General features: G+C 33.9%; 25 protein-coding genes. 10 read left to right on the top strand and 15 right to left on the bottom strand.

Going from position 1 to position 26,742, the window contains the following annotated elements; translation table 11 throughout:
- Positions 1 to 96: 96 nt before the first annotated feature.
- Positions 97 to 1,596 (bottom strand): hypothetical protein, encoded by a 1,500-nt coding sequence (locus tag ACEN2K_RS02875; RefSeq protein WP_441757800.1) that lies wholly within the window; start codon positions 1,594 to 1,596, stop codon positions 97 to 99.
- Between the two features lie 347 nt (positions 1,597 to 1,943).
- Here ACEN2K_RS02875 and polA point away from each other — a divergent pair, with 347 nt between their 5' ends.
- Complete coding sequence (polA, locus tag ACEN2K_RS02870) at positions 1,944 to 4,784, top strand: DNA polymerase I (RefSeq protein WP_441757799.1); 2,841 nt, start codon at positions 1,944 to 1,946, stop codon at positions 4,782 to 4,784.
- Between the two features lie 87 nt (positions 4,785 to 4,871).
- Here the strand turns inward: polA and ACEN2K_RS02865 are convergent, their stop codons facing one another.
- The gene (locus tag ACEN2K_RS02865; protein ID WP_441757798.1) at positions 4,872 to 5,897 is read right to left on the bottom strand and encodes a LacI family DNA-binding transcriptional regulator; all 1,026 of its coding nucleotides are present in this window, start codon (positions 5,895 to 5,897) and stop codon (positions 4,872 to 4,874) included.
- A gap of 351 nt (positions 5,898 to 6,248) precedes the next feature.
- Between ACEN2K_RS02865 and rplM the strand changes: the two genes are divergently transcribed.
- From rplM to tsf, 4 genes are all read left to right on the top strand, one after another.
- Entirely contained in the window at positions 6,249 to 6,704 is a 456-nt protein-coding gene (gene rplM, locus ACEN2K_RS02860; RefSeq protein ID WP_367755447.1) for a 50S ribosomal protein L13, read from the top strand.
- A complete protein-coding gene (gene rpsI, locus ACEN2K_RS02855; RefSeq protein ID WP_132108702.1) occupies positions 6,704 to 7,090 on the top strand; it encodes a 30S ribosomal protein S9 in 387 nt (128 codons plus the stop codon). Before rplM ends, rpsI begins: the two co-directional genes overlap by 1 nt.
- A 171-nt stretch (positions 7,091 to 7,261) precedes the next feature.
- A complete protein-coding gene (gene rpsB / locus ACEN2K_RS02850) occupies positions 7,262 to 8,071 on the top strand; it encodes a 30S ribosomal protein S2 (protein WP_441757797.1) in 810 nt (269 codons plus the stop codon).
- A gap of 115 nt (positions 8,072 to 8,186) precedes the next feature.
- On the top strand, positions 8,187 to 9,011 hold the full coding sequence (gene tsf / locus ACEN2K_RS02845; RefSeq protein ID WP_441757796.1) for a translation elongation factor Ts: 825 nt from the start codon (positions 8,187 to 8,189) through the stop codon (positions 9,009 to 9,011).
- Between the two features lie 80 nt (positions 9,012 to 9,091).
- Here tsf and ACEN2K_RS02840 read toward each other — a convergent pair whose 3' ends face one another.
- The gene (locus tag ACEN2K_RS02840) at positions 9,092 to 11,209 is read right to left on the bottom strand and encodes a M3 family metallopeptidase (RefSeq protein ID WP_441757795.1); all 2,118 of its coding nucleotides are present in this window, start codon (positions 11,207 to 11,209) and stop codon (positions 9,092 to 9,094) included.
- 168 nt (positions 11,210 to 11,377) lie between these two features.
- On the opposite strand from ACEN2K_RS02840, the gene ACEN2K_RS02835 reads away from it, so the two are divergent.
- Positions 11,378 to 12,025 carry a queuosine precursor transporter gene (locus ACEN2K_RS02835; RefSeq protein ID WP_441757794.1) on the top strand — a complete coding sequence of 216 codons (648 nt, stop codon included), beginning with the start codon at positions 11,378 to 11,380 and terminating at the stop codon, positions 12,023 to 12,025.
- Between the two features lie 5 nt (positions 12,026 to 12,030).
- On the top strand, positions 12,031 to 12,594 hold the full coding sequence (locus tag ACEN2K_RS02830) for a DNA-3-methyladenine glycosylase I (RefSeq protein ID WP_441757793.1): 564 nt from the start codon (positions 12,031 to 12,033) through the stop codon (positions 12,592 to 12,594).
- Positions 12,595 to 12,602: 8 nt separating this feature from the next.
- Here ACEN2K_RS02830 and aat read toward each other — a convergent pair whose 3' ends face one another.
- Positions 12,603 to 13,241, bottom strand: coding sequence for a leucyl/phenylalanyl-tRNA--protein transferase (aat, locus tag ACEN2K_RS02825; RefSeq protein ID WP_441757792.1), 639 nt, complete (start codon positions 13,239 to 13,241; stop codon positions 12,603 to 12,605).
- A gap of 94 nt (positions 13,242 to 13,335) precedes the next feature.
- Here aat and ACEN2K_RS02820 point away from each other — a divergent pair, with 94 nt between their 5' ends.
- Positions 13,336 to 14,067, top strand: a complete 732-nt coding sequence (locus ACEN2K_RS02820; protein ID WP_441757791.1) for a phosphatase PAP2 family protein — start codon at positions 13,336 to 13,338, stop codon at positions 14,065 to 14,067.
- A gap of 50 nt (positions 14,068 to 14,117) precedes the next feature.
- On the opposite strand, the gene ACEN2K_RS02815 is transcribed toward ACEN2K_RS02820, so the two are convergent.
- Complete coding sequence (locus ACEN2K_RS02815) at positions 14,118 to 14,489, bottom strand: DUF3127 domain-containing protein (protein WP_441757790.1); 372 nt, start codon at positions 14,487 to 14,489, stop codon at positions 14,118 to 14,120.
- A 27-nt stretch (positions 14,490 to 14,516) separates the two neighbouring features.
- Positions 14,517 to 15,392, bottom strand: coding sequence for a flavin reductase family protein (locus tag ACEN2K_RS02810; protein ID WP_441757789.1), 876 nt, complete (start codon positions 15,390 to 15,392; stop codon positions 14,517 to 14,519).
- Positions 15,393 to 15,578: 186 nt separating this feature from the next.
- Between ACEN2K_RS02810 and ACEN2K_RS02805 the strand changes: the two genes are divergently transcribed.
- Complete coding sequence (locus ACEN2K_RS02805) at positions 15,579 to 16,724, top strand: sensor histidine kinase (protein ID WP_441757788.1); 1,146 nt, start codon at positions 15,579 to 15,581, stop codon at positions 16,722 to 16,724.
- Here the strand turns inward: ACEN2K_RS02805 and ACEN2K_RS02800 are convergent, their stop codons facing one another.
- From ACEN2K_RS02800 to greA, 3 genes are all read right to left on the bottom strand, one after another.
- Positions 16,725 to 17,885 carry a transglutaminase domain-containing protein gene (locus ACEN2K_RS02800; RefSeq protein ID WP_441757787.1) on the bottom strand — a complete coding sequence of 387 codons (1,161 nt, stop codon included), beginning with the start codon at positions 17,883 to 17,885 and terminating at the stop codon, positions 16,725 to 16,727.
- 67 nt (positions 17,886 to 17,952) lie between these two features.
- Entirely contained in the window at positions 17,953 to 18,342 is a 390-nt protein-coding gene (locus tag ACEN2K_RS02795; protein WP_441757786.1) for an HIT family protein, read from the bottom strand.
- 28 nt (positions 18,343 to 18,370) lie between these two features.
- On the bottom strand, positions 18,371 to 18,847 hold the full coding sequence (gene greA, locus ACEN2K_RS02790; protein ID WP_441757785.1) for a transcription elongation factor GreA: 477 nt from the start codon (positions 18,845 to 18,847) through the stop codon (positions 18,371 to 18,373).
- Between the two features lie 249 nt (positions 18,848 to 19,096).
- Here greA and ACEN2K_RS02785 point away from each other — a divergent pair, with 249 nt between their 5' ends.
- Complete coding sequence (locus ACEN2K_RS02785; RefSeq protein ID WP_441757784.1) at positions 19,097 to 19,510, top strand: Rieske (2Fe-2S) protein; 414 nt, start codon at positions 19,097 to 19,099, stop codon at positions 19,508 to 19,510.
- Positions 19,511 to 19,565: 55 nt separating this feature from the next.
- On the opposite strand, the gene ACEN2K_RS02780 is transcribed toward ACEN2K_RS02785, so the two are convergent.
- The 6 genes from ACEN2K_RS02780 to ACEN2K_RS02755 form a co-directional block, all read right to left on the bottom strand.
- Complete coding sequence (locus ACEN2K_RS02780) at positions 19,566 to 21,803, bottom strand: TonB-dependent receptor (protein WP_441757783.1); 2,238 nt, start codon at positions 21,801 to 21,803, stop codon at positions 19,566 to 19,568.
- Positions 21,804 to 22,064: 261 nt separating this feature from the next.
- A complete protein-coding gene (gene arfB, locus ACEN2K_RS02775) occupies positions 22,065 to 22,469 on the bottom strand; it encodes an alternative ribosome rescue aminoacyl-tRNA hydrolase ArfB (protein WP_441757782.1) in 405 nt (134 codons plus the stop codon).
- Between the two features lie 22 nt (positions 22,470 to 22,491).
- Entirely contained in the window at positions 22,492 to 24,606 is a 2,115-nt protein-coding gene (locus tag ACEN2K_RS02770; RefSeq protein ID WP_441757781.1) for a DUF4301 family protein, read from the bottom strand.
- Positions 24,567 to 25,190 carry a nicotinamide riboside transporter PnuC gene (pnuC, locus tag ACEN2K_RS02765; RefSeq protein WP_441757780.1) on the bottom strand — a complete coding sequence of 208 codons (624 nt, stop codon included), beginning with the start codon at positions 25,188 to 25,190 and terminating at the stop codon, positions 24,567 to 24,569. Before pnuC ends, ACEN2K_RS02770 begins: the two co-directional genes overlap by 40 nt.
- A gap of 14 nt (positions 25,191 to 25,204) precedes the next feature.
- Positions 25,205 to 25,930 carry a geranylgeranylglyceryl/heptaprenylglyceryl phosphate synthase gene (locus ACEN2K_RS02760; protein WP_441757779.1) on the bottom strand — a complete coding sequence of 242 codons (726 nt, stop codon included), beginning with the start codon at positions 25,928 to 25,930 and terminating at the stop codon, positions 25,205 to 25,207.
- A 45-nt stretch (positions 25,931 to 25,975) separates the two neighbouring features.
- A complete protein-coding gene (locus ACEN2K_RS02755) occupies positions 25,976 to 26,611 on the bottom strand; it encodes a 4'-phosphopantetheinyl transferase family protein (protein ID WP_441757778.1) in 636 nt (211 codons plus the stop codon).
- Between the last annotated feature and the right edge of the window lie 131 nt (positions 26,612 to 26,742).

Here is a 26,742-nt window from a genome sequence, read left to right as displayed (position 1 = left end):
AAAGTCAGCATAAAAATACTGACTTATTGAGATTGTATTAAAGAGGAATGCTGCTAATTAGAACAGAAACAAACCCTATTATTTAAAAGAATTAGCCTAGTCTACGGATAAATTAAGTGAAACCGTCAACATATTTCCTGTCCCTGAGAAACGCTCTGCCCAAACTTCTATATAATCATTTGGCGCTAATTCCACTGTTGAAACTAAAGGTATTGCTACAATGTCGCTTGAGGAATTAGAACTTATATATACTTTTGATTGATTTACAATTGTACCATTCTTAGCTACATAAATGATATATACCGTCGTATTTGCAGTTGATTGAAAAGAAAGCGCACCTTTTACAGTGAAAAATCTTTTTTTCCCACCCATGTATTTCAAACGATTATTTTGAGAATCTGTTGTAAATCTAAAAAGATTATTACTTGTCGTATTGCCTCCTAACTTTGACTTAGCTCCCGTACCTGAGAAAGTAGTTGAAGCTCCCGACCCAACAGGATAATCAAAATTAACATCTCCAGTTGCCGCTTGATCACTTTCTATAGGAATACCTGGGCAATTGACAGCCCATTTGTTATTAAAACTAAAACCTGGATAACTGCCAGTTGTATATCCATTAATATATTTTCCAGAAGTTACCGCACCAGTGAATACTACTTCTCTTAAAACAGCATCATTATTAATTACGGGATTTGCTCCCACACTAAACCCAATACTATTACCAACTACTTCACTGAATCCACCAATTTTCCCCACTAAACCAAAAGTTCCTTGCAAAGATTCATAGGTCCCTGAGTTATTGCCAAACCAACCCGCATTGTTAACCAAAAGTTTATTAATATCCTTATATACAACTCCATTTACATTGGACACATACTGCACAATACTCACAAATACTAGCCCAAAATTCTCAATTTTTCCCACGTTAGACGAGTTTGAGATAATACCATCTCTTAAAATGAAACTTTGAGATTGCGTACCCGCTCCTATTGACCCCGTTCCTGTTAGATTAAAAACATTTCCAGATGATGCTGATAATGTTAAGACTCTAATTGATCCCCCTGTAGCTCCTACAAATAAGTCACCAGTTGATTTAATCAGCTTATCATCACTTGAATCTAAACCTATTACATAGGCATTATTCAACTCAATAGGCAAATCTACATTTACCGTTCCGTTGATCTCATATAAAGTTTGAGAATCCAATAAGTACCTCGTATTTCCTCCAGCCGTCTTTTCAGCTGCAAGCACAGTTGACAAAACATCGGTTGATTTGATTCGTTTAAATTTTAACCTGTCATTTGCTGCATTATTAATGGTAGACCAGGAAGAAGTGGTCGAGAGGTAATAAATAATAGAATTTAAGTCAGTATCAAAAACCATTAGTCCATTAGCGGGACTCGGGATGGCATTACGTTGCGCGGTAGTCATTCTTGGTATCAACATCCCTTGAGTTGTAGAAGACACATCTAATACAGAGCTTGGATCAGGTGAGGTTGTACCCACTCCTACCTGAGCATGAAGTCCGAAAGCAATAAACATGAAAAAGAAAAAAAAGAAGCTATGTACTTTTTTATAAAATGTAATTTTTTTCATGGTACGAGGTTTTAAATTAAATAATTAAACACAAAGCAGTTTCGCAATGGTCTACCAAATATAATTAGATAATCGATTAAATACATTTTTTATCGATTAAAAACACATTAATTTAATTGTTTCGCACTAATTAAATAAATTTATAATCTATCTATTACATTTTTAAAAGGATTTCTTGCTATTTGATTTCTAAATTTATTAAAATAAATGGACAAATCAAATAGGCTTTCATCAATCTATTTGAATGAATGATAGCGTATATTAAAGCCCGCGCTACAAATGTGTTCATCTACTACTACAATATCTTCTAAGTTTTGTACTTTTGAATTCTTTACAAAATCACAATCATGTCTCAACAAAAACGCCTTTTCCTTCTCGACGCTTATGCATTAATCTTTCGTGGTTATTATGCTTTTATAAAAAATCCCAGAATAAACTCCAAAGGAATGGACACCTCTGCAATAATGGGTTTCATGAATTCTTTAATGGATGTCATAAAAAGGGAGAAACCAGATCATTTAGCTGTGGCTTTTGATAATGGAGGAAGTAATTTGAGAAACGAAATATTTCCAGAGTATAAAGCGCATCGTGACGCAACACCTGAAGCTATTAAAATCGCCATTCCTTATATACAAGATCTTTTGCGCGCGATGCACATTCCTATTATTGAGGTAAAGGGTTATGAAGCAGATGATTTAATTGGCACAATTGCTAAACAAGCCGAAAAAGAGAATTACAAAGTTTTCATGGTTACCCCTGATAAAGATTTTGCACAATTAGTATCAGAAAATATTTTCATGTACAAACCAGCTCGAATGGGCAATGGTATAGAAATTTGGGGAATTCCTGAAGTTCTTGAAAAATTCCAAGTAGAAAGACCTGAGCAAGTAATTGATTTTCTTGGAATGATGGGTGATGCAGCTGACAATATCCCAGGTTTACCAGGTGTGGGAGAAGTAACTGCTAAGAAATTCTTAAAAGAGTATGGGACCATGGAAAACCTTTTAGCCAATACTGACAAGCTAAAAGGAAAAATGAAAGAAAACATCGAAGCGAATAAGGATAAAGGACTTTTATCTAAAACATTAGCCACGATACTATTAGACTGCCCTGTAATTTTTGACGAAACTGATTATGAATTATCAACGCCAGATGTCGAAAAAACAGATGCATTATTTAATGAGTTAGAGTTTAGAAGAATGGCAGAACAATTTGATGCCATTTTCAAAAAAGATAGTACGGCGTCATCTAACAGCACAGCAGATGACACAAAATTATACAAAAAGCCTCAGGCAAAAAACGAAGAACAATTTGATCTTTTTGCTAGTGCAATTCCAGGTGATGCTACGACAGATGCACATCACCAGTTTTACAGCACTTTAGAAAACACACCCCATTCTTACCAGATCGTTCAGGGGGAACTTGGCATTAAATTACTATTACAAAATTTACAAAAACAGTCTTCTGTCTGTTTTGATACTGAAACTACTGGTTTAGATGCTTTACATGCTGAATTAGTAGGCATATCATTTTCTTACGAAAAAGGAAAAGGTTTTTACGTTCCTTTCCCAGAAAATCAAGAAGAAGCGAAAGCATTAGCTGAAAAATTTACTCCTTTTTTCGAAAATAAAGAAATCGAAAAGATTGGGCAAAATTTAAAATATGATTTAAAGATTCTTTCGAATTACAATATCAATGTCGAAGGAAAATTGTTTGATACAATGATCGCTCATTATCTGATCAATCCAGATATGCGCCACAATATGGATATTTTATCAGAAACTTATTTAAAGTATTCACCCAAATCTATTGAAACACTCATTGGTAAAAAAGGTAAAAATCAAAAATCAATGCGTGACGTTCCTTTAGAAGAAATAAAAGAATATGCTGCTGAAGATGCTGATGTAACCTTCCAATTAAAAGAGTTATTTGCTGTAGAATTAGAAAAAACAGCAACTAAAAAACTATTTGAAGATATTGAAATACCACTAGTAAAGGTATTAGCTGACATGGAAAAAGAAGGTATTCGCTTAGATACTGACTTTTTAAAATCGCTTTCTCATGATTTAGACAATGATATCAAAAAGCTGGAAACTACTATTTATGAAGTCGCAGGAGAGCAATTTAATTTAGCCTCACCAAAACAACTCGGTGACATCTTATTTGACAAGTTAAAAATTGGCGGAGCAAAACAAAAGAAAACTAAAACAGGACAATATGCAACGGGTGAAGAAGTTTTGAGCTACCTTGCAAACGAACATCAAATAGTTAAAGACATACTAGATTGGCGACAATTAGTCAAATTAAAAAACACTTACGTTGATGCTTTACCTAATCAGGTTGACCCAAAAACACTAAGAGTTCATACTGACTATATGCAAACTGTTGCTGCAACAGGAAGATTAAGTTCGAATAATCCCAACTTGCAAAACATTCCTATTCGTACCGAAAGAGGAAGACAAATTAGAAAAGCATTTGTGGCTCGTGATGACAATTACACCTTAATTTCTGCGGATTATTCTCAAATTGAACTTCGCGTGATTGCGGCATTGAGTGGTGAGGAAAACATGATTAAGGCTTTTAAAAATAATGAAGACATTCACAAATCGACTGCATCAAAAGTGTTTGATGTACCCTTAGAAGAAGTCACAAGAGAACAACGTAGTCATGCAAAAACAGTAAACTTCGGAATTATATACGGAGTATCTGCATTTGGTTTAAGCAATCAAACAAACCTTTCTCGATCAGAAAGTGCTGCTCTAATTGAAGCGTATTACAAAACCTATCCCAGATTAAAAACTTATATTCAAGAACAGGTTGAATTTGCTCGAGAAAACGGCTATGTTCAAACAGTACTGGGACGACGTCGATATTTAAAAGACATTAATTCGCAAAACGCCATTGTTCGTGGTGGTGCAGAACGAAATGCAGTAAATGCACCAATACAAGGAAGCGCTGCTGACATTATTAAAATTGCAATGATCAACATTCACAACAAACTTATTGCAGAAAATTGGAAAAGCAAGATGCTACTGCAGGTACATGATGAACTTGTTTTTGATGTTCATAATTCAGAACTAGAAAAAATCCAACCAATGATCAAAGAAGAGATGGAAAACGCTTTTAAACTTGATGTTCCCTTGATTGTGGATCTAGGAATAGGTAAGGACTGGTTAGAAGCACATTAATCAAACCATTTTTACAGATAAAAAGACATAAAAAAAATCCATTTGTTATACACAAATGGATTTTTTTATTTTCTAGTATTATAATGATTAGCCTTTTCTAGAAGACTCTCTTTCCTTAAGTTTCGTTTTAATAACCACGGTTTCATAAGGAATATTTTCTTCCTTAGATTCTAATCTATCAATTAATAATTTTGCAGCCACCTCACCTATTTCTACTCCATGTTGACTAATGGTGGTTAAACTTGGCGTCAACCTTCTTGAGGCTAAAATTCCATCAGCAAAACCAATGATCGAAAGTTCCTCTGGAATCTTATACCCTTTCTTTAAACCAATTTTTAAAGCAGCTACTGAATCATTTTCATCTAAAGCAAAAACTCCATCAATAATATTGTTATCAAAAATAGCTTCAATTTTACTTTTCAAATCATCTTCTGAATCGGTACGAAGAATTATATTTTCGTTAACGGAGATATTATTATCTTTTAATGCTTGTAAGTATCCATCAGCTCTAAGTTTTCCGACACTTAAATTATCTACAGAGGAAAGTAAAGCAATGTTTTTACAACCCAAATCAATTAATCGTTGTGTAGAATGCAAGGCAGAATTATAATCATCTACAATAACTTTATCACATTCTACCTCTTCAGCGATACGATCAAACATGACTATAGGAGTACCGTCATTAATAATTTCTTTGAAGTGGGAATAATCTTGAAGTTTTTGCGCCTCTTCAGAAACAGATAATATGAAACCATCAATAGTTCCATTGCTTAACATTTCTAAAGTATTAATTTCTTTTACTATAGATTCGTTTGATATACAGGTTATAACATTATAGCCATTTTCATCAGCTACTTTTTCAATACCACTAAATACTTTGGCAAAAAAAGAATTCAAAATATTAGGAATGATTACTCCAATGGTTTTTGTTTTCCTGTTTTTTAAATTCAAACCAATGACATTAGGTTTGTAATTTTTAAGTTTAGCATATTCCTTAATCTTAACTTTGGTTTGATCGCTTATTTCAGGGCTATCATTAAGTGCTTTAGAAACAGTAGAAACAGATACATTAAGTTCTTTGGCAATTTGCTTAAGAGTTGCTTTAACTTTCATAATTATTATATTTATTAACTGTATTGGAAACGGAGTGGATACAAGAGATTTAATTCATAAACTAAAAGTCTGTTTTAAGTATCAAAAATAACTGTTTTTTACTTCATAAATTACGTAGCAAGATTGCAAGATAAAAATTTTATTTTTGATAACAAAAGTAAGCCAAAAATTGAAAGTCTCCCTAGTCTTAAATTATAAATAAGATACAATAAAGACATTCTTAAATATACGATTGATAATCAGGGCAAAAACACAAATAAAATATTCTTTTCAGGTATTTGTATTTAAAATAATTAATTGTACTTTTGCATCCCCTTTAATGGGGATGGAATGTTTAATTAAAAAATTATTATGGACGCATTAAGCTACAAGACACAATCAGCAAGCAAAGCCACTGTTACAAAAGAGTGGATCGTTGTAGATGCTGAAGGTCATAACTTAGGACGTCTTGCTTCAAAAGTCGCTATGATTTTAAGAGGTAAGTACAAGCCAAGTTACACACCGCACGTTGACTGTGGAGATAACGTAATTGTTATCAACTCAGAAAAAATTAACCTTACAGGTAACAAAATGGACGAAAAGATTTACATGCGTCACACAGGTTACCCAGGAGGACAAAGAACTTTAACTGCTAAAGTATTGCAATCGAAAAACCCTGCATTATTAGTAGAAAAAGCGGTAAAAGGAATGTTACCAAAAAACAAAATTGGTGCTGAACTTTTCAGAAATTTAAATGTTGTTGTTGGTTCTGAGCACAAACAAGGTGCACAAAAGCCGAGAACAGTTAACCTTAACGATCTTAAGTAATGGGAGTTATTCACAAAATCGGTAGAAGAAAAACCGCTGTTGCACGTGTTTATGTTTCGGAAGGAACAGGAGTAATCACTGTAAACAAAAAAGAATTCGCAACTTACTTCCCAACAGCTACTTTACAGTACAAAGTTATGCAACCTATGTCTATGACAGAAAATGCTACTAACTTTGACGTAAAAGTAAACGTTTATGGAGGTGGTTCAACTGGTCAAGCAGAAGCTGTAAGAATGGCATTAGCTCGCGCAATGTGCGAAGTAAACGCTGAAAACAGATTAGTTTTGAAACCAGAAGGTTTATTGACAAGAGATCCAAGAATGGTTGAACGTAAGAAATTCGGTCAGAAGAAAGCTCGTAAGAAATTTCAATTCTCGAAACGTTAATATTGCCTGTCTTGAATACCTTTATTCAAGACTTATTGAATTTATTATTGAATTTAAAACAATGTTGTTGTTGCCTACTGAGGTAGGAATTAGTTTAGCATCTAAATGTATTTAGCCGAGCAATCGCCATTCATACATTGCTAATCAACAGAACGTAAACTAGTACAAAAAATGTCAAACAAAGTAGAAGTAAAAGAATTACTAGAAGCAGGTGTTCACTTTGGACACATGACTAGAAAATGGGATCCAAACATGGCTCCGTACATTTATATGGAACGTAATGGTATACACATTATCAATCTATATAAAACTGCAGCAAAAATTGAAGAGGCTAATGAAGCTTTGAAAAAAATCGCTGCATCAGGTAGAAAAATATTATTTGTTGCTACCAAAAAACAAGCAAAAGACATCGTTGCTGAAAAAGCAAAAGCTGCAAACATGCCTTACATCACTGAAAGATGGCCTGGTGGAATGCTAACTAACTTCGTAACTATCCGTAAAGCTGTTAAAAAAATGGCTACTATTGATAAAATGAAGAAAGATGGTACTTTCATGACACTTTCAAAGAAAGAGCGTTTACAAGTTGATCGTCTTCGTGCTAAATTAGAGAAAAATTTAGGTTCAATTTCTGATATGTCAAGATTACCAGCTGCATTATTTGTAGTAGACATCAAAGCTGAACACATCGCAATAAAAGAAGCTCAAAAATTAAACATTCCAGTTTTTGCAATGGTTGATACTAACTCTGATCCACGTGAAGTAGAGTATGTTATTCCATCAAATGATGATGCTTCTAAATCAATCGACAAAATTTTAACTTTAGTTACAGCTGCAATCACTGAAGGACTTTCTGATAGAGGATCTGACAAAGAAGCTGAAGCAACTGAAAAAGCAGCTCCTGCTGCTGAGAAAGTAGCTCCTGCTGCAACTGAAAAAGCGGCTCCTGCTGCTGAACCAGCTGCACCAGCAACTGAAGAATAATAAAAATAAATTTGAAGATTGAAAGATTTAAAGATTACTTAAAGTGTTGATTTAATTTTAACATTATTTTTAATCTTTAAATTCTTCAATCTTTTAATCTTTAAATAAAAAAAACATGGCAACAATAACAGCTGCAGACGTAAATAAATTAAGAACAGCTACTGGTGCAGGAATGATGGACTGCAAAAAAGCATTAGTTGAAGCAGAAGGAGATTTCGATTTAGCAATTGAAAACTTACGTAAAAAAGGACAAAAAGTAGCTGCAAATCGTTCTGATAGAGAATCTACAGAAGGTGCTGCAATTGCTGTTGTAAATGCTGACAAAACCGCTGGTGTAGTAATCACTTTAAACTGTGAAACTGACTTTGTAGGAATGAACGAAAGCTTTGTGAAAATGGCTACTGAAATGGCTAACCAAGCATTGAACTACGATTCTAAAGAAGCATTTTTAGCATCTGATTTCAACGGAATTACTATTGCTGATAAATTAATCGAGCAAACTGGAGTTATCGGTGAAAAATTAGAAATTAGAACTTTTGAGAAATTAGAAGGTGCATTCGTAGGATCTTACATCCACTCTGGTAACAAAATTGCTACTTTAGTTGCTTTATCTGCAAATGTAGAAGGTGCTGAAGAGGTTGCAAGAAACGTAGCGATGCAAGCAGCAGCTATGTCTCCTATCGCGTTAAACGAAGAAGGTGTTGATGCTGAAACTATCGAAAAAGAAATCGAAATCGCTAAAGACTTACTTCGTCAAGAAGGAAAACCAGAAGCTATGTTAGATAATATCGCTAAAGGTAAATTAGCTCGTTTCTTTAAAGATAACACTTTGGTTAACCAAGATTATATTAAAGACAACAAATTAAGTGTTGCTAACTACGTAAAATCTTTAGATAAAGATCTTATCGTTACAGGATTTAAAAGAGCTGCTTTAGGTTAATCCTAATTCACTTGAACATATAAAAAGAGCGATTTGAAATTCAAATCGCTCTTTTTTATTTTATACTAAATCCGTATTTGTTATTTAACAACTTCTTTATAAGAGTCAAAACCTCTTGCTTTCATTAAAGCATCCGTTTTAGGATCACGTCCTCTAAAACTTCTATAAGCCTCTTCTTGGTCTGTAGTATTACCAACGCTAAATACACTATCGTAAAGACGCTTAGCCACTTCTTTATCATAAGGTCCTTTTCCCTCGGTAAAAGCTTCAAATGCATCTGTGCTAATTACATCAGCCCACAAATAACTATAATATCCTGCAGCATAGCCATCGCTAGAAAATATATGTCCAAATTGTGGTATTCTATGACGCATTACAATTTCTTCTGGCATATTTAACTCCTTCAATGTCTCACGTTCAAACACAGTTGGATCTATCAACGTTTCTCCAGCAAGATGTAGCTTCATATCAATTAACGAACTCGCAATGGTCTCCACTGTTGAAAATCCCTCATTAAATGTTGACGCTTTCTCTATACGATCCACCAACACCATCGGAATAGGTTCATTTGTTTTGTAGTGCAACGCAAACTTGTTTAAAACTTCAGGTGTAGCTAACCAACGCTCCAAAATTTGGGATGGAAACTCTACATAATCTCTAGCCACTGCTGTTCCTGCCAAAGTAGGATAAGTAACATTAGAACACAGTCCGTGCAATGCATGTCCAAACTCATGAAACAAAGTTGTTGCATCAGTCCACGAAATCAATATAGGTTCCTTAGAAGCTCCTTTAATGAAGTTACAGTTGTTAGATACAATAGTCAAAACTTCGTCGTCCATTCTTTCCTGATTTCTATATGCATTCATCCATGCACCAGAACGTTTTCCTTTACGAGCATAGGGATCAAAATACCAAAGTCCAACAATCTTACCAGTCTTTTTATTAGAAACTTCCCAAACGCGCACATCAGGATGATAAACAGGAACATTAGAGATTTGTTTGAAATCTAAATCAAATAGCTCCCCAGCAACCCAAAACATGCCTTCTCTTAATTTTTCTAATTGTAAATATTCCTTAACCACATTTTGATCTAAGTCATATTTTTCTTTACGTACTTTCTCAGCATAGTAGCGGTAATCCCAAGGTGAAATTTTAAAACCCCCACCTTCAGCATCTACAATTTTTTGCATCGCCGCTACATCTTTGTGCACTTGCGCAACAGCTGGCTCCCATACAGACATCATTAAATCCATCGTACGCTGAGGCGTTTTTGCCATTTTATTACTTAAATTCCAATGCGCAAATGTTGGAAAGCCTAATAATTTAGCCTTCTTAGCTCTGAGTTGTAAAATATTTACAAGAGTAGTCTTATTATCGTACTCATTGTCATTGTCTCCTCGACTCACGTACATTTTCCAAACCTTAGCACGCAAATCTCTATTAGTAGAAAAAGTTAAAAAGGGTTCTACAAAAGATCTTGTATTACCAATACAACCCAAAACATTTAGATTTCTTTCTTTGGCTTGAGCCATAGCCGCTTTTTTCAATCCGTCTGGCAGTCCATCAAAATCTCCGTTATTTACCAAAGAAACGTACTGATTATTTTCTTCGGCCAATAAATTTTGACTAAACTTAGAAAAATAAGTAGCCAGTTCTGTATTGATCTTAGCCACTTTTTCTTTTGCAGTAGCATCTAAATTAGCTCCTTCTTTAACGAAATTGGTATAGTTTAACCAAATCAAACGTTGCTGCTCTTTTGTTAATTTTGATTTGTCTGGACTATTATACAACGCCTCAATCCTTTCAAATAATTTTTTATTTTGGTATATTTTACTTGATAATGACGCTAATACTGGCCCCATCTCTCTTTCGATAGGTTCAAATTCTGGGGTACTAATATTAGAAGAATAGATTCCATAAACAGTAACAATTCGTTTAAAAGCTTTACCAGAACGCTCCATTGCAGCAATCGTGTTTTCAAAAGTAGGTGCCTTTGTATTATTTGCAATAGCGTCAACCTCTTTTAATCGTTCCTGAATAGCAACATCAAAGGCAGGTTTAAAATCGGTTATTTGGTACTCTGTAAAAGCCGGTACACCCCCGTAAGGTCCGGTCCATTTTTTTAGCAATGGATTGTCTTGCTTTTGAGCAGTAAGTAAGGAAGTAGTCATAATCAAAATAGTAACAATTTTTTTCATAAAAAGATAATTATATATGGTTGTTTACTCCTAAAAGTAAGACTCAAATATAAATAATAAAAACGGCAAATAAATTGAAAGGCCTGCTTAAACACGAACTTTAACAACTAATGTATTAAAAGTAAAAAATCAAAATAATACAGTAAATTTGAGTTTTAAAATTGATTCATGTTTAAAACCAAAAAAGACACTGTTTACATTGTATTAGCGGGAATATTCATTACGAATGCAATTGTTGCTGAATTGATTGGCGGGAAATTAATCCATGTTGGCTCTAATTTAATGAGTATTGGCATTCTGCCATGGCCTATCGTTTTTGTTACGACAGATTTGATTAATGAATATTTTGGTGAAAAAGGAGTGAAGAAACTTTCCTTGATCACTGCAGGCCTCATTGCCTATACTTTTATAATTATATATTTCGCCATGCAAATACCCGCTGTAAATGGCGATCATCTTGTGAGTGACAGTCAATTTAACGGAGTATTCGGCCAAAGTCTGTGGATAATCATTGGAAGCATTACTGCCTTTATTGTTTCGCAATTAATAGACGTTAGCATCTTTCATTTTCTTAAAAACAAGACAGGAAATAAAATGATTTGGTTGAGAAGCACAGGATCTACTGTTATATCCCAATTATTTGACAGCTTTATCGTACTGGGAATCGCCTTTTGGATGACTGGTAAAATGACAACCGAAGTTTTTATTTACTCCGCTTTTACAGGTTATTTTGTAAAATTGATTATCGCTATCGCTTTGACTCCATTAATCTATTTGGGACGATCATTAATTGAAAAATACATTCATAATAATTAAAAATTATGCAAGAAAAGATAAGATGTGGCTGGTGTTTATCCAGTGACTTATACAAAGAATACCACGATCAAGAATGGGGCACTCCCGTTTATGACGATGCTACTTTATTTGAATTTTTAATTCTAGAAACATTTCAAGCTGGATTAAGTTGGATTACCATTCTCAATAAAAGAGAAAATTTCCGCAAAGCTTTTGATCAATTTGACTATCGAAAAATTGCACAATACAGCGATGACAAAATACAGGAGTTATTGCAAGATGCAGGAATTATTCGCAATAAACTAAAAGTATACTCAGCAGTTACCAATGCACAGGCTTTCATAAAAATTCAGGATGAGTTTGGTTCTTTTTCAAAATACATTTGGGGATTTACTAATGGCAAACCCATTATTAATAATCCAAAATCTTTAAAAGATGTTCCCGCAACCACTCCACTGTCTGATGCTATTAGCAAGGACTTAAAAAAAAGAGGTTTTAAGTTTGTAGGGTCAACAGTCATATACGCACACATGCAAGCTACTGGAATGGTTAACGATCATGTTGAAGACTGCTGGACAAGAAAGCAGTAATAACTCCTTTATTTCTTGTTAAGAATAGCCATGAAGTCTGATCTTTCAATTTCTCTGCATCCTAAACTTTCAAGATGTGGATTATAAACTTGGCAGTCTAATAGTTTATAATTTTCTTTTTCCAGCTGTTTTACAAGTGTGATGAAAGCAACTTTAGAAGCATTAGACACTTTAGAAAACATGCTTTCTCCACAAAAAACGTGTCCCAAATCGATGCCATACAACCCCCCAACTAACTGACCATCTTGCCAAACCTCAACGGATTTAGCCACACCCAATTCATGAAGATGACAATAAGCTTCTATCATGTCATTAGTGATCCAAGTACCATTTTGTCCATCCCGCTTAATTTGCTGACAATTAGAGATAACTTCTCTAAAATTTTGATTGAATGTAACTGTAAAACTATTTCTATTGAGGATATTTCGCATGCTTTTAGTCACGATCAATTCGTCAAGAAATAAAACCATTCTTGGATTTGGTGACCACCAGGTAATGGGTTCTCCATCTTCAAACCAAGTGAAAATGCCGCTTTTGTAAGCTAATTGCAACCTTTGCGGAGATAAATCACCACCCAAAGCAATAATTCCGGATGAATGCGTTAAATTAACATCAGGAAAAAATAAATCTTGAGATAAATAATACATATTTTCTAATCTATAAGTAAAGCATAAAGGCTTAATTTTGATAAAAGTAAGCAAGTACAAAACTGCTTATTCTAATTTTTAATACAACAGCACAATGAAAAAAATAGCTATCTCGCTCGTTTTTATGCTTATGATAGCACAAATGTATGGACAAAAAGCGGATAGTTTAGCTCTGTCAAAAAAACTTAGTTATAAGTCCTTTATTGTCCCTGCTGCATTTATTACCACTGGCGCCTTACTATTAAATTCCAAATTTAATAATGACATCCAAACTAAATCGAATGCTATTTTTGGCAGTAGTTTCAGATCAGGTGCCGATAATCTTTTTCCGCTGATTCCTATGGGCCAAATATACACAGGGAGTCTTTTAGGTCTCAATCCTAAAAATGATATTAGAAATCAAACCGTAAACGTTCTACTGGCAAATACCGCTACTCTGATAGTTGTAGAAATCACTAAACATATAGCCAAAAGAGATCGACCAGATTTATCTAATAATTTAAGCTTCCCATCAGGCCACACCGCTATTGCTTTTACCAATGCCTCATTATTGTATTATGAATATAAAGACGCTAATTTTTGGTACGCCAGTAGTGGTTTTCTCTTTGCGGGAGTTACTGCGGCTTTTAGAGTAGCGAATAATAAACATTATGCGTCAGATGTAATCACAGGAGCAGGAATAGGTCTAGCATCAGGTATTCTCTTCTCTCACATTAGCCCAATGCAGTCCTTTCGACTATCAAAAAAGAAAAAACTTTCTGCTTTAATCTACCCACAACTAAATAATCAAATAGGAATGGGGGCAATTATAAGACCTGATTTTTAGTCATAAAAAAAGCCTTGAAATTTCAAGGCTTTTTTATTTTTTATCTTTAATTAAAAAGGAAGATCGTCTGGCTCATCTTCATTTAAATTTGTCGCTGGAGCAAATGCTTGTGCTGCAGGCATAGGAGCAGAAGCTGTAGGAGCATCAGCCACTAATTTTTCAATTCTCCATCCTTGGATACTATTAAAATATCTGGTTTCTCCTTGTGGATTAACCCATTCTCTACCTCTTAAGTTGATTGAAACTTTAACAGGCTCTCCAACACTATAGTTGTTTAATAAATCACATTTATCCTGTGTAAACTCAATCATAATATGTTGAGGATATTGCTCTTCTGTAGTTACAACAAGCTCTCTTTTTTTGAATGATGCACTAACTTGTTGCTCTGGGTTAACAACTTTAATTTTTCCTGTAACTTCCATCTTCGTTATTTTAATTGTTATTTACGATTATTTTTTTGCTAAAAGTACTTTCCATGCCGAAAGAACATCATTATCATTTAAGTATTTTTTAGCCTCTAAATGTACTTTTTCTTTATCATCGGCGCTCAAAATGCCTTTGATAGAAAAGTTATCTTTTACAAAGATACTAACTTCTTCTGTGGTAGGCAAGGCTTCAATGTTGCCTAATTTACCTAAATCGTTTCCATCAAAAACGACACTGTCTTTAATATGAGCTGGTATGGCATCCACACCAATACCAAGTGTTGTTAATGGCTTGGCCACCTCAAACAATCCTTGATTGGATCGAGAATACCAGTTTCCTCCTAATCTACTCACTAGATCAATTTTAAACTGGTCAATGGCGCCATTTTCATCTAAAACAGCTTCATCTATATGTATTTTGATTACTTCGCATAAGATTAAATTACCCGCGCCACCTTCACTACCCAAAGCAATAATCTGAGTAACCTTACATTCAAATTGCACTGGAGATTCTTTAACTCTAAACGGCTTGACCAAATCAGAAGGGACAGCAGTTAAACCGGCTTTGATGAACTCATCAACACCATCTGCATACTCCGTACTCGCAAGAGAAGTTTGTTGAACTAAATCATAATTCACCACATTAACAACTACTTCTTTAGTTGCTTCACAATTGATTAGTGTGTGTTTTATAGAATTATCTCGCACACGCCTCGCTGGAGAAAAAACAAGAATGGGAGGATTAGCACTAAACACATTAAAGAAACTAAAAGGAGATAAGTTAGGATTTCCATCCTTGTCAACTGTACTGGCAAAAGCAATAGGTCTAGGCCCTACAGAACCTTGTAAATACCCTTGCAACTTTGCTGTCTCTATTTTCTTAGGATCTATGCTAATCATATCTATTTATTTATACTCAATTAAAACTTCTTTCTACACAAAAGTAAGGAAATGGATTAAGTATAGAAAGACTCCGGAACGATTTAATAATTATAAACCATATATACCTCTAATTTATAGCTTTGTAATAATAACTAAAATAATACGACGGAAATTTCGTTATATTTATACCTCAAAATCTCATTTATGCAGTTTTCTGAAAGACGAAACACAAGCCGATGGCTGATAATCTTTACTTCCTTTTTTATCATTGCATTGATACTTTGGAACACCTATACCTTTTTTCAAATTTTTAAAAACGAAGAGCGCTTAAAAATGAATCTTTGGGCAAAAGCACAAAAATCATTAATTAATGCCGATGAGAATAGTGACGTAGAATTACCTTTACAAATATTTAGCAACAATACCTCCATTCCTATAATTCTCACCGAAAATGATAGCATTATCAATACGGTAAACATCAAGGAAGAAATTGTTAAGGACAGCATACGGGCTTCACATTTCCTATTTGATTTAAAAAGCGAGAATATCCCCATTGTTATCGAATATGTCCCAGGTAAATTCCAAAAACTGTACTACGGTAATTCGGCACTTTTAAATAAACTCAAATACTATCCCATCGCACTGTTGCTGATCATGGTGCTGTTTATTGCGCTGATTTATTATTTTTATCGAAGCACTAAGACAGCTACTCAAAACAAACTTTGGGCTGGAATGGCCAAAGAAACAGCGCATCAAATAGGAACTCCACTGTCATCATTAATTGGTTGGGTCGAAATTCTAAAAACCGAGAATATTGAAGAGTCGATGATTGCTGAAATTGAAAAAGATATCGAGCGACTACAAACCATCACGGATCGTTTTTCTAAAATAGGATCAGAACCAGTCTTAGAAAAAAGAGACATCATTACAGAAACTTTAGAATCCTACAATTACCTACAATCTCGTTTTTCAAAACAGGTGGTTTTCAGTTTTAAAGGTCCTGATAAACCTATCTATGTAATGCTCAACCCAACACTTCATAGCTGGACCATTGAGAATCTAGTAAAAAATGCTATTGACGCAATGAAAGGTAGAGGACAGCTATCTTTAGACATTCATCAAGACAACCACACTGTAAAAATTAATGTAACTGATAGCGGAAATGGCATACAAAAGAATCAATTCAAATCAGTATTTGAACCCGGTTACACTACTAAAAAAAGGGGTTGGGGCCTAGGACTTTCTTTAACTAAAAGAATTGTAGAGGAATACCATAAAGGAACGATAAAAGTTCTTACTTCAGAGGTTGGTCGAGGAACAACTATGCAGATTTCCTATAAAGTGAAATAATTAATTTCTAATTTTTAAATTGCTTAGCATTAATTTCCTACCTAAAGAATTTTTACTCAAGTACTCTGTCAAAAATTGCTCTTGTTCCTCTGTCTGCATTAGTGCCGTAGCTATAGCTTTTTTTAAATTAGATAAACTCCCAGTATTTTCAGTCCCTACGATTCCGATATTGTAAACATCAGTCTCACATTGTTTGAATTTACTCTTAACATTCTGAATCCATTTTTTCATTTCTTCATCAGACTGAGTGGGTTTAAATTTTTTAAAGCGGTAAATAATAAAATCATTAAGGAAAAAGATATTTTCATTAAAACTACTGTACAATGCATTTAATTTCTCAATGTTTTTATTTTGAGTATAGACCCTAAATGCTTCTTTTTTGTATTTGTATTGTTCAATGACTAAAGCATTGACCAGTCCATTTTTCTCAATCCTTTCCGATGATTCGAATGCTTTGTCATTATCTGACAGTGAATCGTATCTTTTTATTTCTCCATCAAAATCATATTTTGCTTTTCCAACAGTCGATGGCTTTTTAGCTTCTAAAAACTCTCTATTTGTAAAAGGATAATTTAGAAATTGCCACATATAATCAAAGGGCATATGCGTCGCAATGAGTTCGCTAGGATTAACCATAAAATAACTATTGTTTATTTTTTTGAAAAACTTCCCATTATTTACGTACCCTGCTCCCCAAGTAGGATCAAATAGAAACCATTTATTATCTATTTTAGCAGCACACCAGGCATGAGAAACGTTAGCAACTTTTCCATTCTGTTTCGTAAAGCCTTCAATGACATAACATTTAATCCCCAACTTATTAGAAACTGCATTGAAAACTTCAGCATAATGCATGCACACCCCTTTTTTAGTTTTTAAGGTATTATCAATTTTATCCTGAGTGCTTTCATTAAGATTTGGCGCCAGCATTTTCGGTACATCATAACTAATATTAGAAACAGTCCAGTAAAATAATGCGCGGATTTTTTCCGACTCTGTTGTGAAATTGGATGAAATAAAACTTGCTAAAGCAGTTGCCGAAGTACTATTTTCAACTGGCATTTTATCCATTCTATTATCAACTGTCGCAAAATTACTCTTCGTTTGAGAAAAGCTAGAAAGCGACAATAATAAGCTCAGTAACAAAAAAATAGTTCTCATTTAATTTAAAATTTTTCATAAAAAAAACACGAAGATCGTGTTTTTTTTTATGGATAATATATGTTGCTTATAAATTCAATTGTATGCTTTGTGCCAAGCTTTCAAATTCCTCTTTCGACAGCGTTACTTTATTATGAAATCGCATTTCGTCCATTTCATTAAGCGGAATCAAATGCACATGTGCATGAGGAACTTCAAGCCCTACCACAGCCATTCCTACTCTTTTGCAAGACACTGTTTTTTCTAAGGCTATTGCTATCTTCCTAGAGAAATGCATCAATCCTAAATAATGCGCTTCATCCATATCAAAAATCTTATCCACTTCATACTTTGGAATACAAAGTGTATGTCCTTTTGCATTTGGGTTCACATCTAAAAATGCCAAATAATTTTCATCTTCAGCAATTTTATAGCATGGAATTTCGCCTTTTACAATTTTAGTGAATATCGAACTCATTACAGGTTTGTTTAATTAATGAATAAAATTAGTCCCTTGAAATTTCCAAAATTTCAAATTTCAAAACGCCATTAGGTACCGTAATTTCGGCAACTTCGCCTACTGACTTTCCTAATAATCCTTTCCCTATTGGTGAAGTCACTGATATTTTCCCTGTCTTCAAATCGGCTTCACTCTCAGCCACTAATCGGTAGGTTAACTCCATACCATTGGATTGGTTTTTAATCTTTACATTAGACAAGACCAATACTTTAGAAACATCTAGATGCGTCTCATCAATCAATCGTGCATTAGCATGAATTTCTTCAAGCTTAGCAATTCGCATCTCTAACATTCCTTGTGCCTCTTTAGCTGCATCGTATTCTGCATTTTCAGACAAATCGCCTTTGTCTCTTGCTTCGGCTATATCTGCAGAAGCCTTTGGACGCATCACACTTTTTAAGTGATCTAATTCTTCTCTTAATTTCTTTAATCCTTCTGCGGTGTAATAAGATATTGCGCTCATAATTTTTAAATGTATTATTTTTATATTTATTATATAAGGCTCTCAATAATTTGCCCGTAGTTATCCCTTATGAGGTTTAACTCGCTTTTCATCGCTTATATAAATAGAAAAAATCCCATCAGGACGGGATTTCTTTCCACAAAGATACTATTATTTTTTTCTAGTCTATAATTATATGTTAATCATATCTAATTCAAAGTTAAATAATTTAAATTTGTTTCACTACTACTTTTAAAATATTATTAAATAATGAAAAAATATATTTTCCTAACCCTAGTATCAATGCTATTTATAAGCTGCAGTAATAGTGATTTCAATAACAAAAACCCTTATATCCCTAACTATTCTTTCACGGTAGACCTCAATATGAATTTGCCCGCATACTCTAATCTTAAGTATGCTAGCAATGCCGTTTTTTACGCAGGCGTTGGTGCTAAGGGAATTTATGTTTTCAATACTGGAAGTGGCTATAATGCATTTGATGCTGCTTGTCCTAATCAAGTAATTAGCAGTTGCTCTACAATGACATTAAAAGGCATTAATGTAGTTTGTCCATGTGATGATACCGAATACAGTTTGTTCACTGGTCAAGGGAAATTACAATATCCTTTAAAACAATACCGTGTTGAAGTAAATGGAAATGTATTAAGAGTTTATAATTAAAAAAAGCCCGAAAGTAAAACTTTCGGGCTTTTTCAACTTGTTAGTTTTTAACTTTTTAAAACTTCAATGTTAATCCTACTAAGAAATTAATTCCTGCTTGCGGATAGTATCCTGCTCCCTCAATTGTTGTAACAGCTGGAGGATTAGAATAATCATCGTCATAAGTATAGAAATAGCCATTTGAAATGTATTTGTAATCAAAGATATTATTTACTAATCCTGTTAGTAAAATGGATTTGAAAACTGACTTCGGTTTAAATTCATAAGAAACATTTAGGTCGTTGACAAAGTATGATTTCAATTTAGACCCTTCTGAATCTATATTACCCATATATTGCTCTCCAACAAACTTCGATAGAAATGAAACTTGAAAATTAGTGGTTGGTAAAAAAGTAATAATATTTCCTGCAATAAAATCAGGGGAGTAAGCGATGTCTGTATTCCCTAGAGATGTTAATACTCCGTCTCTAGTGAAATAGAAATCCTTATTTTTATTCGTGCTAACTGTCATGTTAGGTCTAATGATTAAATTATCTAATACTGCAATTGTAGCATCTAACTCTAACCCTAAACGATAACTATCTCCACTATTTTTACGAATAGGAGCACCTACATCATCTAACTCTCCTGTTAAAATTAGTTGGTCTTTATATGCCATGTAGTACACATTAGCATTCAACTTTAATTTTTCAGAATTATGACGCAATCCCAATTCAAAATCATTTAGCTTTTCGGGTTTTGGACTTCCGTTTTCATAATCCGTTCTATTCGGTTCACGATTAGCTCTAGCATATGACGCATACAACTGATTTTTGTCATTGATTTCTAAATTCATTCCCGCTTTTGGATTGAAAAAATTAAAATTATCATCAACTAAACCTGTCTCTTCCGCATTGGCTTTATAATGCACATTACGCATTTGCAAATCACCAAAAAGACTCAATTTCTCTGTTACTTGGTAGTTTGCTTTAGCAAAAATATTCCCGTCCGTTTTTGTAGCTGAATCATCATAAAAACGATCTCCTAATTCACTTTGTGACGCATATCGAGCCCAAATTACCTTTCCAAAATGACTGCCTTCGTATTTATTGTATCCTCCGCCTAGTATTACATCCAGCTTCTCATTCTTATAAGTCGCCGAAAATGTTGTCCCGTAAAAATCATTATCCAACCATTTTTGACGCACTAAGTCGGTTCTATTAATTGTTGTTCCACCAATAACTATTGGAGTCAATCCATAGCTAGAGAACTTTGCATTCTCCTTATAATTCTCATAATAGCCTTTCCCTTTCGAATAAAAAACAGCTAGATTCGTATTCCAGTTGTTAGACAATTTTTCGTTCCAATGCAGTTGAAAATGATCTTGTTGGTAATTATCCGTTTCGTTATCATAAAAACGAGTATTCCCTGCTTCATCAGTAAACATTCCAGCGGTATTAAATGTTCTGTCGTTTTTTAATTTATCCAAATCTTCTAAGCCATTCCAAGATTGGTATGTTTTTTCATTACCACCAAAAACCAACGCTTTAATTAAAGTAGTCTTACCAACATAGGTCCCTTGCAAGAAATACGATTTCAAGTCAGAACTTGCACGATCAATATATCCATCAGATTTCAAAGCAGACAGCCTTCCTGCTAGTTCAAAATGATCATTCATCAATCCTGTACTGAATTTTACCGTATGTTTTTGAGTATTGAAACTTCCAATAGAATTTGAAATCTCACCGTTACTCTCTTTTGCATAGCTATCTGTAAGCATGTTTAGGCTTGCACCAAAAGCTCCAGAACCATTTGTAGACGTACCTACACCACGTTGCAGTTGTAGACTTTCAACAGAGGAAGCAAAATCAGGCATGTTGACCCAATACGTTCCATGACTCTCCGAGTCGTTGTATGGTATTCCGTTGATGGTAACATTAACACGTGTAGCATCACTACCACGCACACGGATACCAGTGTAGCCTACACCATTTCCTGCATCAGAAGTTGTGACAACCGAAGGAAGGTAATTCATCAAAATAGGAATATCTTGTCCTAAATTTCGGAATTTAATCTCTTTCTTGTCTAAGTTACTAAAACTAACTGGCGTTTTGGTTGTAACTCGTATTGCAGAAACCAATACCTCATCGAGTTGATTCACCGTAGTTGTATCTTTAACTTGGGAAAATGAAGTAAGAGAATAGAAAAAAGAAATTAGTAAAAATAAAAATGTGTTGAGATTTGCACTTTTTTGCAATTGTAAAAATTTGCAACTTTGCGACTTTGCGACTTTGTAATCAATAAAAGTATTCATCCGTAAATAAGATTACGAATAAAAGGGGGAATTATTCTTCTTGTTAAATTAATAAATGATTGTTTCCTATGACAAATAGATAGCGTGCACTCTATTGTATTTTGTCATTTTTTCCCTTAGCAACATTACTCGCTCAGGTTCGTTGGGTATAATCTCAGCTCGTTATTTAGAGCACCCCTTTGAGACGAGGCAAATGTAAACTTAAAACTTATAAAATCAAATAAGATATTTTAAAATTTGCAGTTTCGCGACAAAGTCCTATTATTCAACATCGGGTCTTCTCCTGTTTTGTTTCAATTTAGAAACATTTTTCTTATTATTAATCCTTTTCCTAATTGCTGATTTTGGTATTTTAGTAGCTTTTCTTTCTTTAGGTACGATCAGTCCTTTTCTAATTAATTCGAGAAAGCGTTTGGTAACGATCTCTTTATTTTTCAGTTGACTTCTATCTTCATCACAGTTCAAAATTAGTATCGAATCAGCAGTTAGTCTAGTAGCAAGATTTATTTCTAACAGCCCCTTTTCTTCTTCTGATAGAGCTTGAGAATTTTTCAAATCAAAAGAAAGCACCACTTTAGAGGAAACCTTATTTACATTTTGACCGCCAGCACCACTACTTCTAACGGCCTTATAATTTAGTTCAGTGATGATTTTATGAATCTCCATCTAGGTTCTATTTGTAATTACATTATTGAAGCTGATGTGCCCCGTTGAGTAAGTCATTTACTGTCTTAACAGGGTTAAACGTAACTAACGGTACTTGCACAAAAACCGTTAACCAATTTGCCATTGCTCCATTCCAAAGACCAGGCAGTTCATATGCTTTAATATCTTTCCCAGCAATACTTTTCTCGACAATAAAACCTCGTTCATGATCTACAAACTGGTTTAAATCAAATTTAACTCCCTTATAGTTTTTAATCCCGCATACCAAGTCCACTGGGTTAAAATGAGTAGATGCTGTTAAAATGTTTTCTTGACCTTTATTAGACAAATCTACCTCAGAGGATTCTACTATTTGCATAGATAACGTACCGTTGCTATTTACTGTCCAAAATGGACCACCTCCTGGTTCCCCTTCGTTAATCACCATTCCACAAACCCGAATAGGTCTGTCTAACAACTCAACAACTCTCTTTAATTTACTATCAAAACCAAGTGCATCAAATTCATTAGGTAGAATAGTATTAAATTTCTCTTTGATAAAGTCAATAATCTCATTTAGTAAATTCTCATTAACGCTAGAGACTTCAAGTATTTCTAAATAATTAAATACCTGCTGCTGCAATTCAATTAACACCCCTCCCAACACTTTTTTATAAAAAGTTACCGTATCAACGTCATTCAAACTTACATTGTCAATGTTTTTAACGAATATAATATCTGCATCTAAATTAGTAAGATTTTCAATTAAAGCTCCATGACCTCCTGGCCTGAAGACAAGTTTATCCTCTTCATTTCTATAGACACTATTATCAGTATTTACCGCAATGGTATCTGTGCTTTTTTTCTGAAATGAATAATTTACATTTATTCTGATATTCGCTTCCGCTTCTATCCTTGGCTTAATCGTGTCAATTATCGATTTAAACTGCGATAAATGCTCCTCTGAAACAGTAAAGTGTAAGTTGGAAACCCCATTAGAACAAGAATACCTTGAACACTCATATAAGTGTTCTTCAATAGGAGTAGCTATATGCGTTTTATATTTATGAAAAGGCAATACAGCTTTTGGCTTATTTGCATAATCAAAATAATCAGCAGATAACAGCAATTTGATAAAGTAATAAAATTTCAAGTTTCTGTGAAGAGAATCAAAACTTAAAATTTCTTCTCTTAGTTTCTTATCAACCAATTCATAAAAAGGAAACTTCTCTATACCTACTTCAAAGAAGGGGATTTTATTATTTTTTTTCCTATTTACATAGGCTTTAATACTTTCATTGGTAACACTAAATTCCTTTAAAAAAGTTATTAAAAATTTAAACATCCTACTTGCAGCTCCTGAGGCAGGTACAAATTTGAGTAAATCATAATTATCTTTATTCTTATCAAAAAAGGAAGCTTTTTCTAGCGCTTCTTCGTCAGTAAGTTTTAAAATTCCGTTATGTAAGGTAGCTGGCTCAATTAATTCTGTTTTAGAAATCCCTTTTTCAAATATTTCTAATTGCCTTTTGATATTGTCTAAAGAGATGCCATATTCGTAAATTTGAACAAAATCAAGTGAAGATAATCCCATTTCTTTGGCTTTAGCCAAATCATCTATAATAGCAATCGCCTTTTTAAGACGGAGATCCTTATCTCCGGAAAGAGTGATAAAAGGTTTGTTATTTTCTATCAACGATTTCTTAAAAACAGTAAAAACAGACTCTCTCCCTTGAGGTCTATCCCTTAAATCGTCTTTCTCCCAAGGAACGTCTATATCAGTAAGAAAAAACAAATCATAATCGTGCTCTTGAGCCGCCTTGTTAAGTAATGGATCACAGTAATCATAATATACTTCAGAAAAAACTTTTGTAACCATTAAGTTCGTATCACAAAAGAGATACTTATTAGCGATTAAAAGCTTTTCATTTTCTAAAGTTGTTTGACCATAAGAAATTGGTAGCATATCATCAACAGTACAAATTTGCTGTTTTTGATCCCATTTTTTTTGCAGGTAATCCCTGGCAAATTCAGGAACCCATGCGGTTTTATAATGATCTGCTAATTGTATTGCTAATGTAGTTTTTCCAGTGCTTTCTGGCCCAAACATCGCAATTTTTATGATATCAGCTTGTTGCTGTTTAAGATTTTCCTCCATTCTATATAAGCGTAAATAGCTAAAATTGTAAAGATTAAATATTGTAATGATAACATTCCCAAGCCGCGATAAGCGTACAAAGGCGTTACTATTATATCCCCAATAATCCAAAGGGTCCAGTTTTCTATTTTTTTATTAGCCATATACCACATTCCGGTAAAGAAGATACCAGAAGCTACTATGTCAAAATAATTTGCAGGATGAATTTCGTAGTCAAATAGATTATAAATGCCATAAACTAACACAATAGTAATGAAAAATAATCCCAAACCAATTAATTTTTCTTTTGAGTTTGTTCTTGTAATGGGCAGATTATCATTATCCTTAACTTTCTTAGACCATTTGTACCATCCATAAATACTCATAATGGAGAAATAGCCGTTGATAATCATATCTCCTAGATAGCCTGCAATAAAAAGTAAATATACCGAAATTATTGTAGCAATTAAGCCAGTGGGATAAACTAAGATATTTTCCTTTCGAGCATACCAAACGCTTAAAATACCAAACACAAAGGCAATAAACTCTAATGTTATTTGAGTCATGCTTGCTTCTTTATAAGCATTAAGAAAAAAATCAATCATTTCTATTTTTTGTATTATTTGTTTATAGCGTCAAAAAAATCATAATTTTTTTCAAAAGCCGTTCCTATAACCACTAAATCAGCACCTGAAACATACGCTTTTTCTATGGACTGTAAATCTACAATTCCCCCTCCAACTATTAAAGGAATTTTGATATTTTGAGCAACTAATTCAATCGTTTGTGATGAAACTGCCTGTTTAGCACCACTGCCAGCCTCAAGATAAATAAACAGATTGCCCATCATTTCTCCTGCTAGCGCAGTGGCTAGCACCAAATCTAAGTTATCCCTGTCTATGGGAGTTGTCTTACTCACTCTTGCCACAGCTGTTGTATTACCACTTTCTATTAATATATATCCAGTGGGAATAACCTCTAACTTCATTTTTTTTAAAATGGGCGCTGCCTTAACTTGATGTGCTATCAAATAATCAGGATTTCTTCCAGAAAGCAAGGACAGAAACAAGATAGCATCTGCTTCATTTGAAATCTGAGAAGGATCGCCAGGAAAAAGCACTATAGGTAAATTAACAGTATGTTTTAATCGTTTAATTAATTCATCCATTCTGTCGCATGTAACATGGCTTCCTCCTATGAATATATGTGTAGCAGGCGATTGGTTTATTTTAATCAGTACATAATGTAAATCCTCCCAAACAATCTTGTCTGGATCCAGCAGGATAGCCAGAAGTTTCTGAGATTCTTTTTTTGACTGAACAATTTTATTGTAAATATTTACCATGAAGAACTGAAAATGAAACGTTTTTATTTGAAATTAAGAAAGGAACTACTCCTGTTCAAAAGCATATACAAGTCCGAAGTTTTCTATTTCCTCATACCTGACGCTAAAACTTTTATGCAAACCATTAAAAGTAAGATTAGCTGTCGTTTCATTTTGGCTGAGATCAAATGATTGAACTTTGATATGCTCTTTAAAGCTAATCCCTTTTTCGTTGCGTATTTTAAAAATCGCTTCTTTAGCCCCCCAGATAACAGTTAGTTTTTGAATGTATAGGGCAACATTATTTTTATCCAGATAACAGAATTCTTCATCGGCAAATTTATCAGCGATACGCATGATTTTTTCTCGTTGCAGTTCAATATCAATTCCCACGGTTTGATCACTAATAATTATGGCTGAAAAATGATGGGAATGCGTAATTGAGATGTATTTATCATCTGTAAGATGTGGTTTTCCAAAATCGTCATAATACAAATCCAGATCACTATATCCTGCTTCTTGCAGCAGTTTTCTAACACTCAAGAAACCACGTTGGTGCAACTCAGATTTCATGCCGTTCAACCGATTTCGGTTTTTCATATTGAGAACCACTTCACTAAATAGTTCGTCAAATGTTTCGGTTATTTTCCAAACTAAGATTGTAGTCTTTGCATTGAAATGTATGGTCTTATATAACGGCATCGTATTAAAATAGTGATTTTTAGCCCCGATGGCAACGGCATCCTTTTATGGCATCCCGATAGCTATCGGGAGCCATAAAAGATACAGTGAACAGCGGGATTAGCTCCTGATAATGAAGCTAAAGGTCTTAA

The organism is Flavobacterium sp. W21_SRS_FM3, assembly GCF_052113625.1.
Taxonomy (GTDB): domain Bacteria; phylum Bacteroidota; class Bacteroidia; order Flavobacteriales; family Flavobacteriaceae; genus Flavobacterium.
Note: the sequence above shows the minus strand (reverse complement) of the source record. Positions and strands in the feature narration are given on the sequence as shown.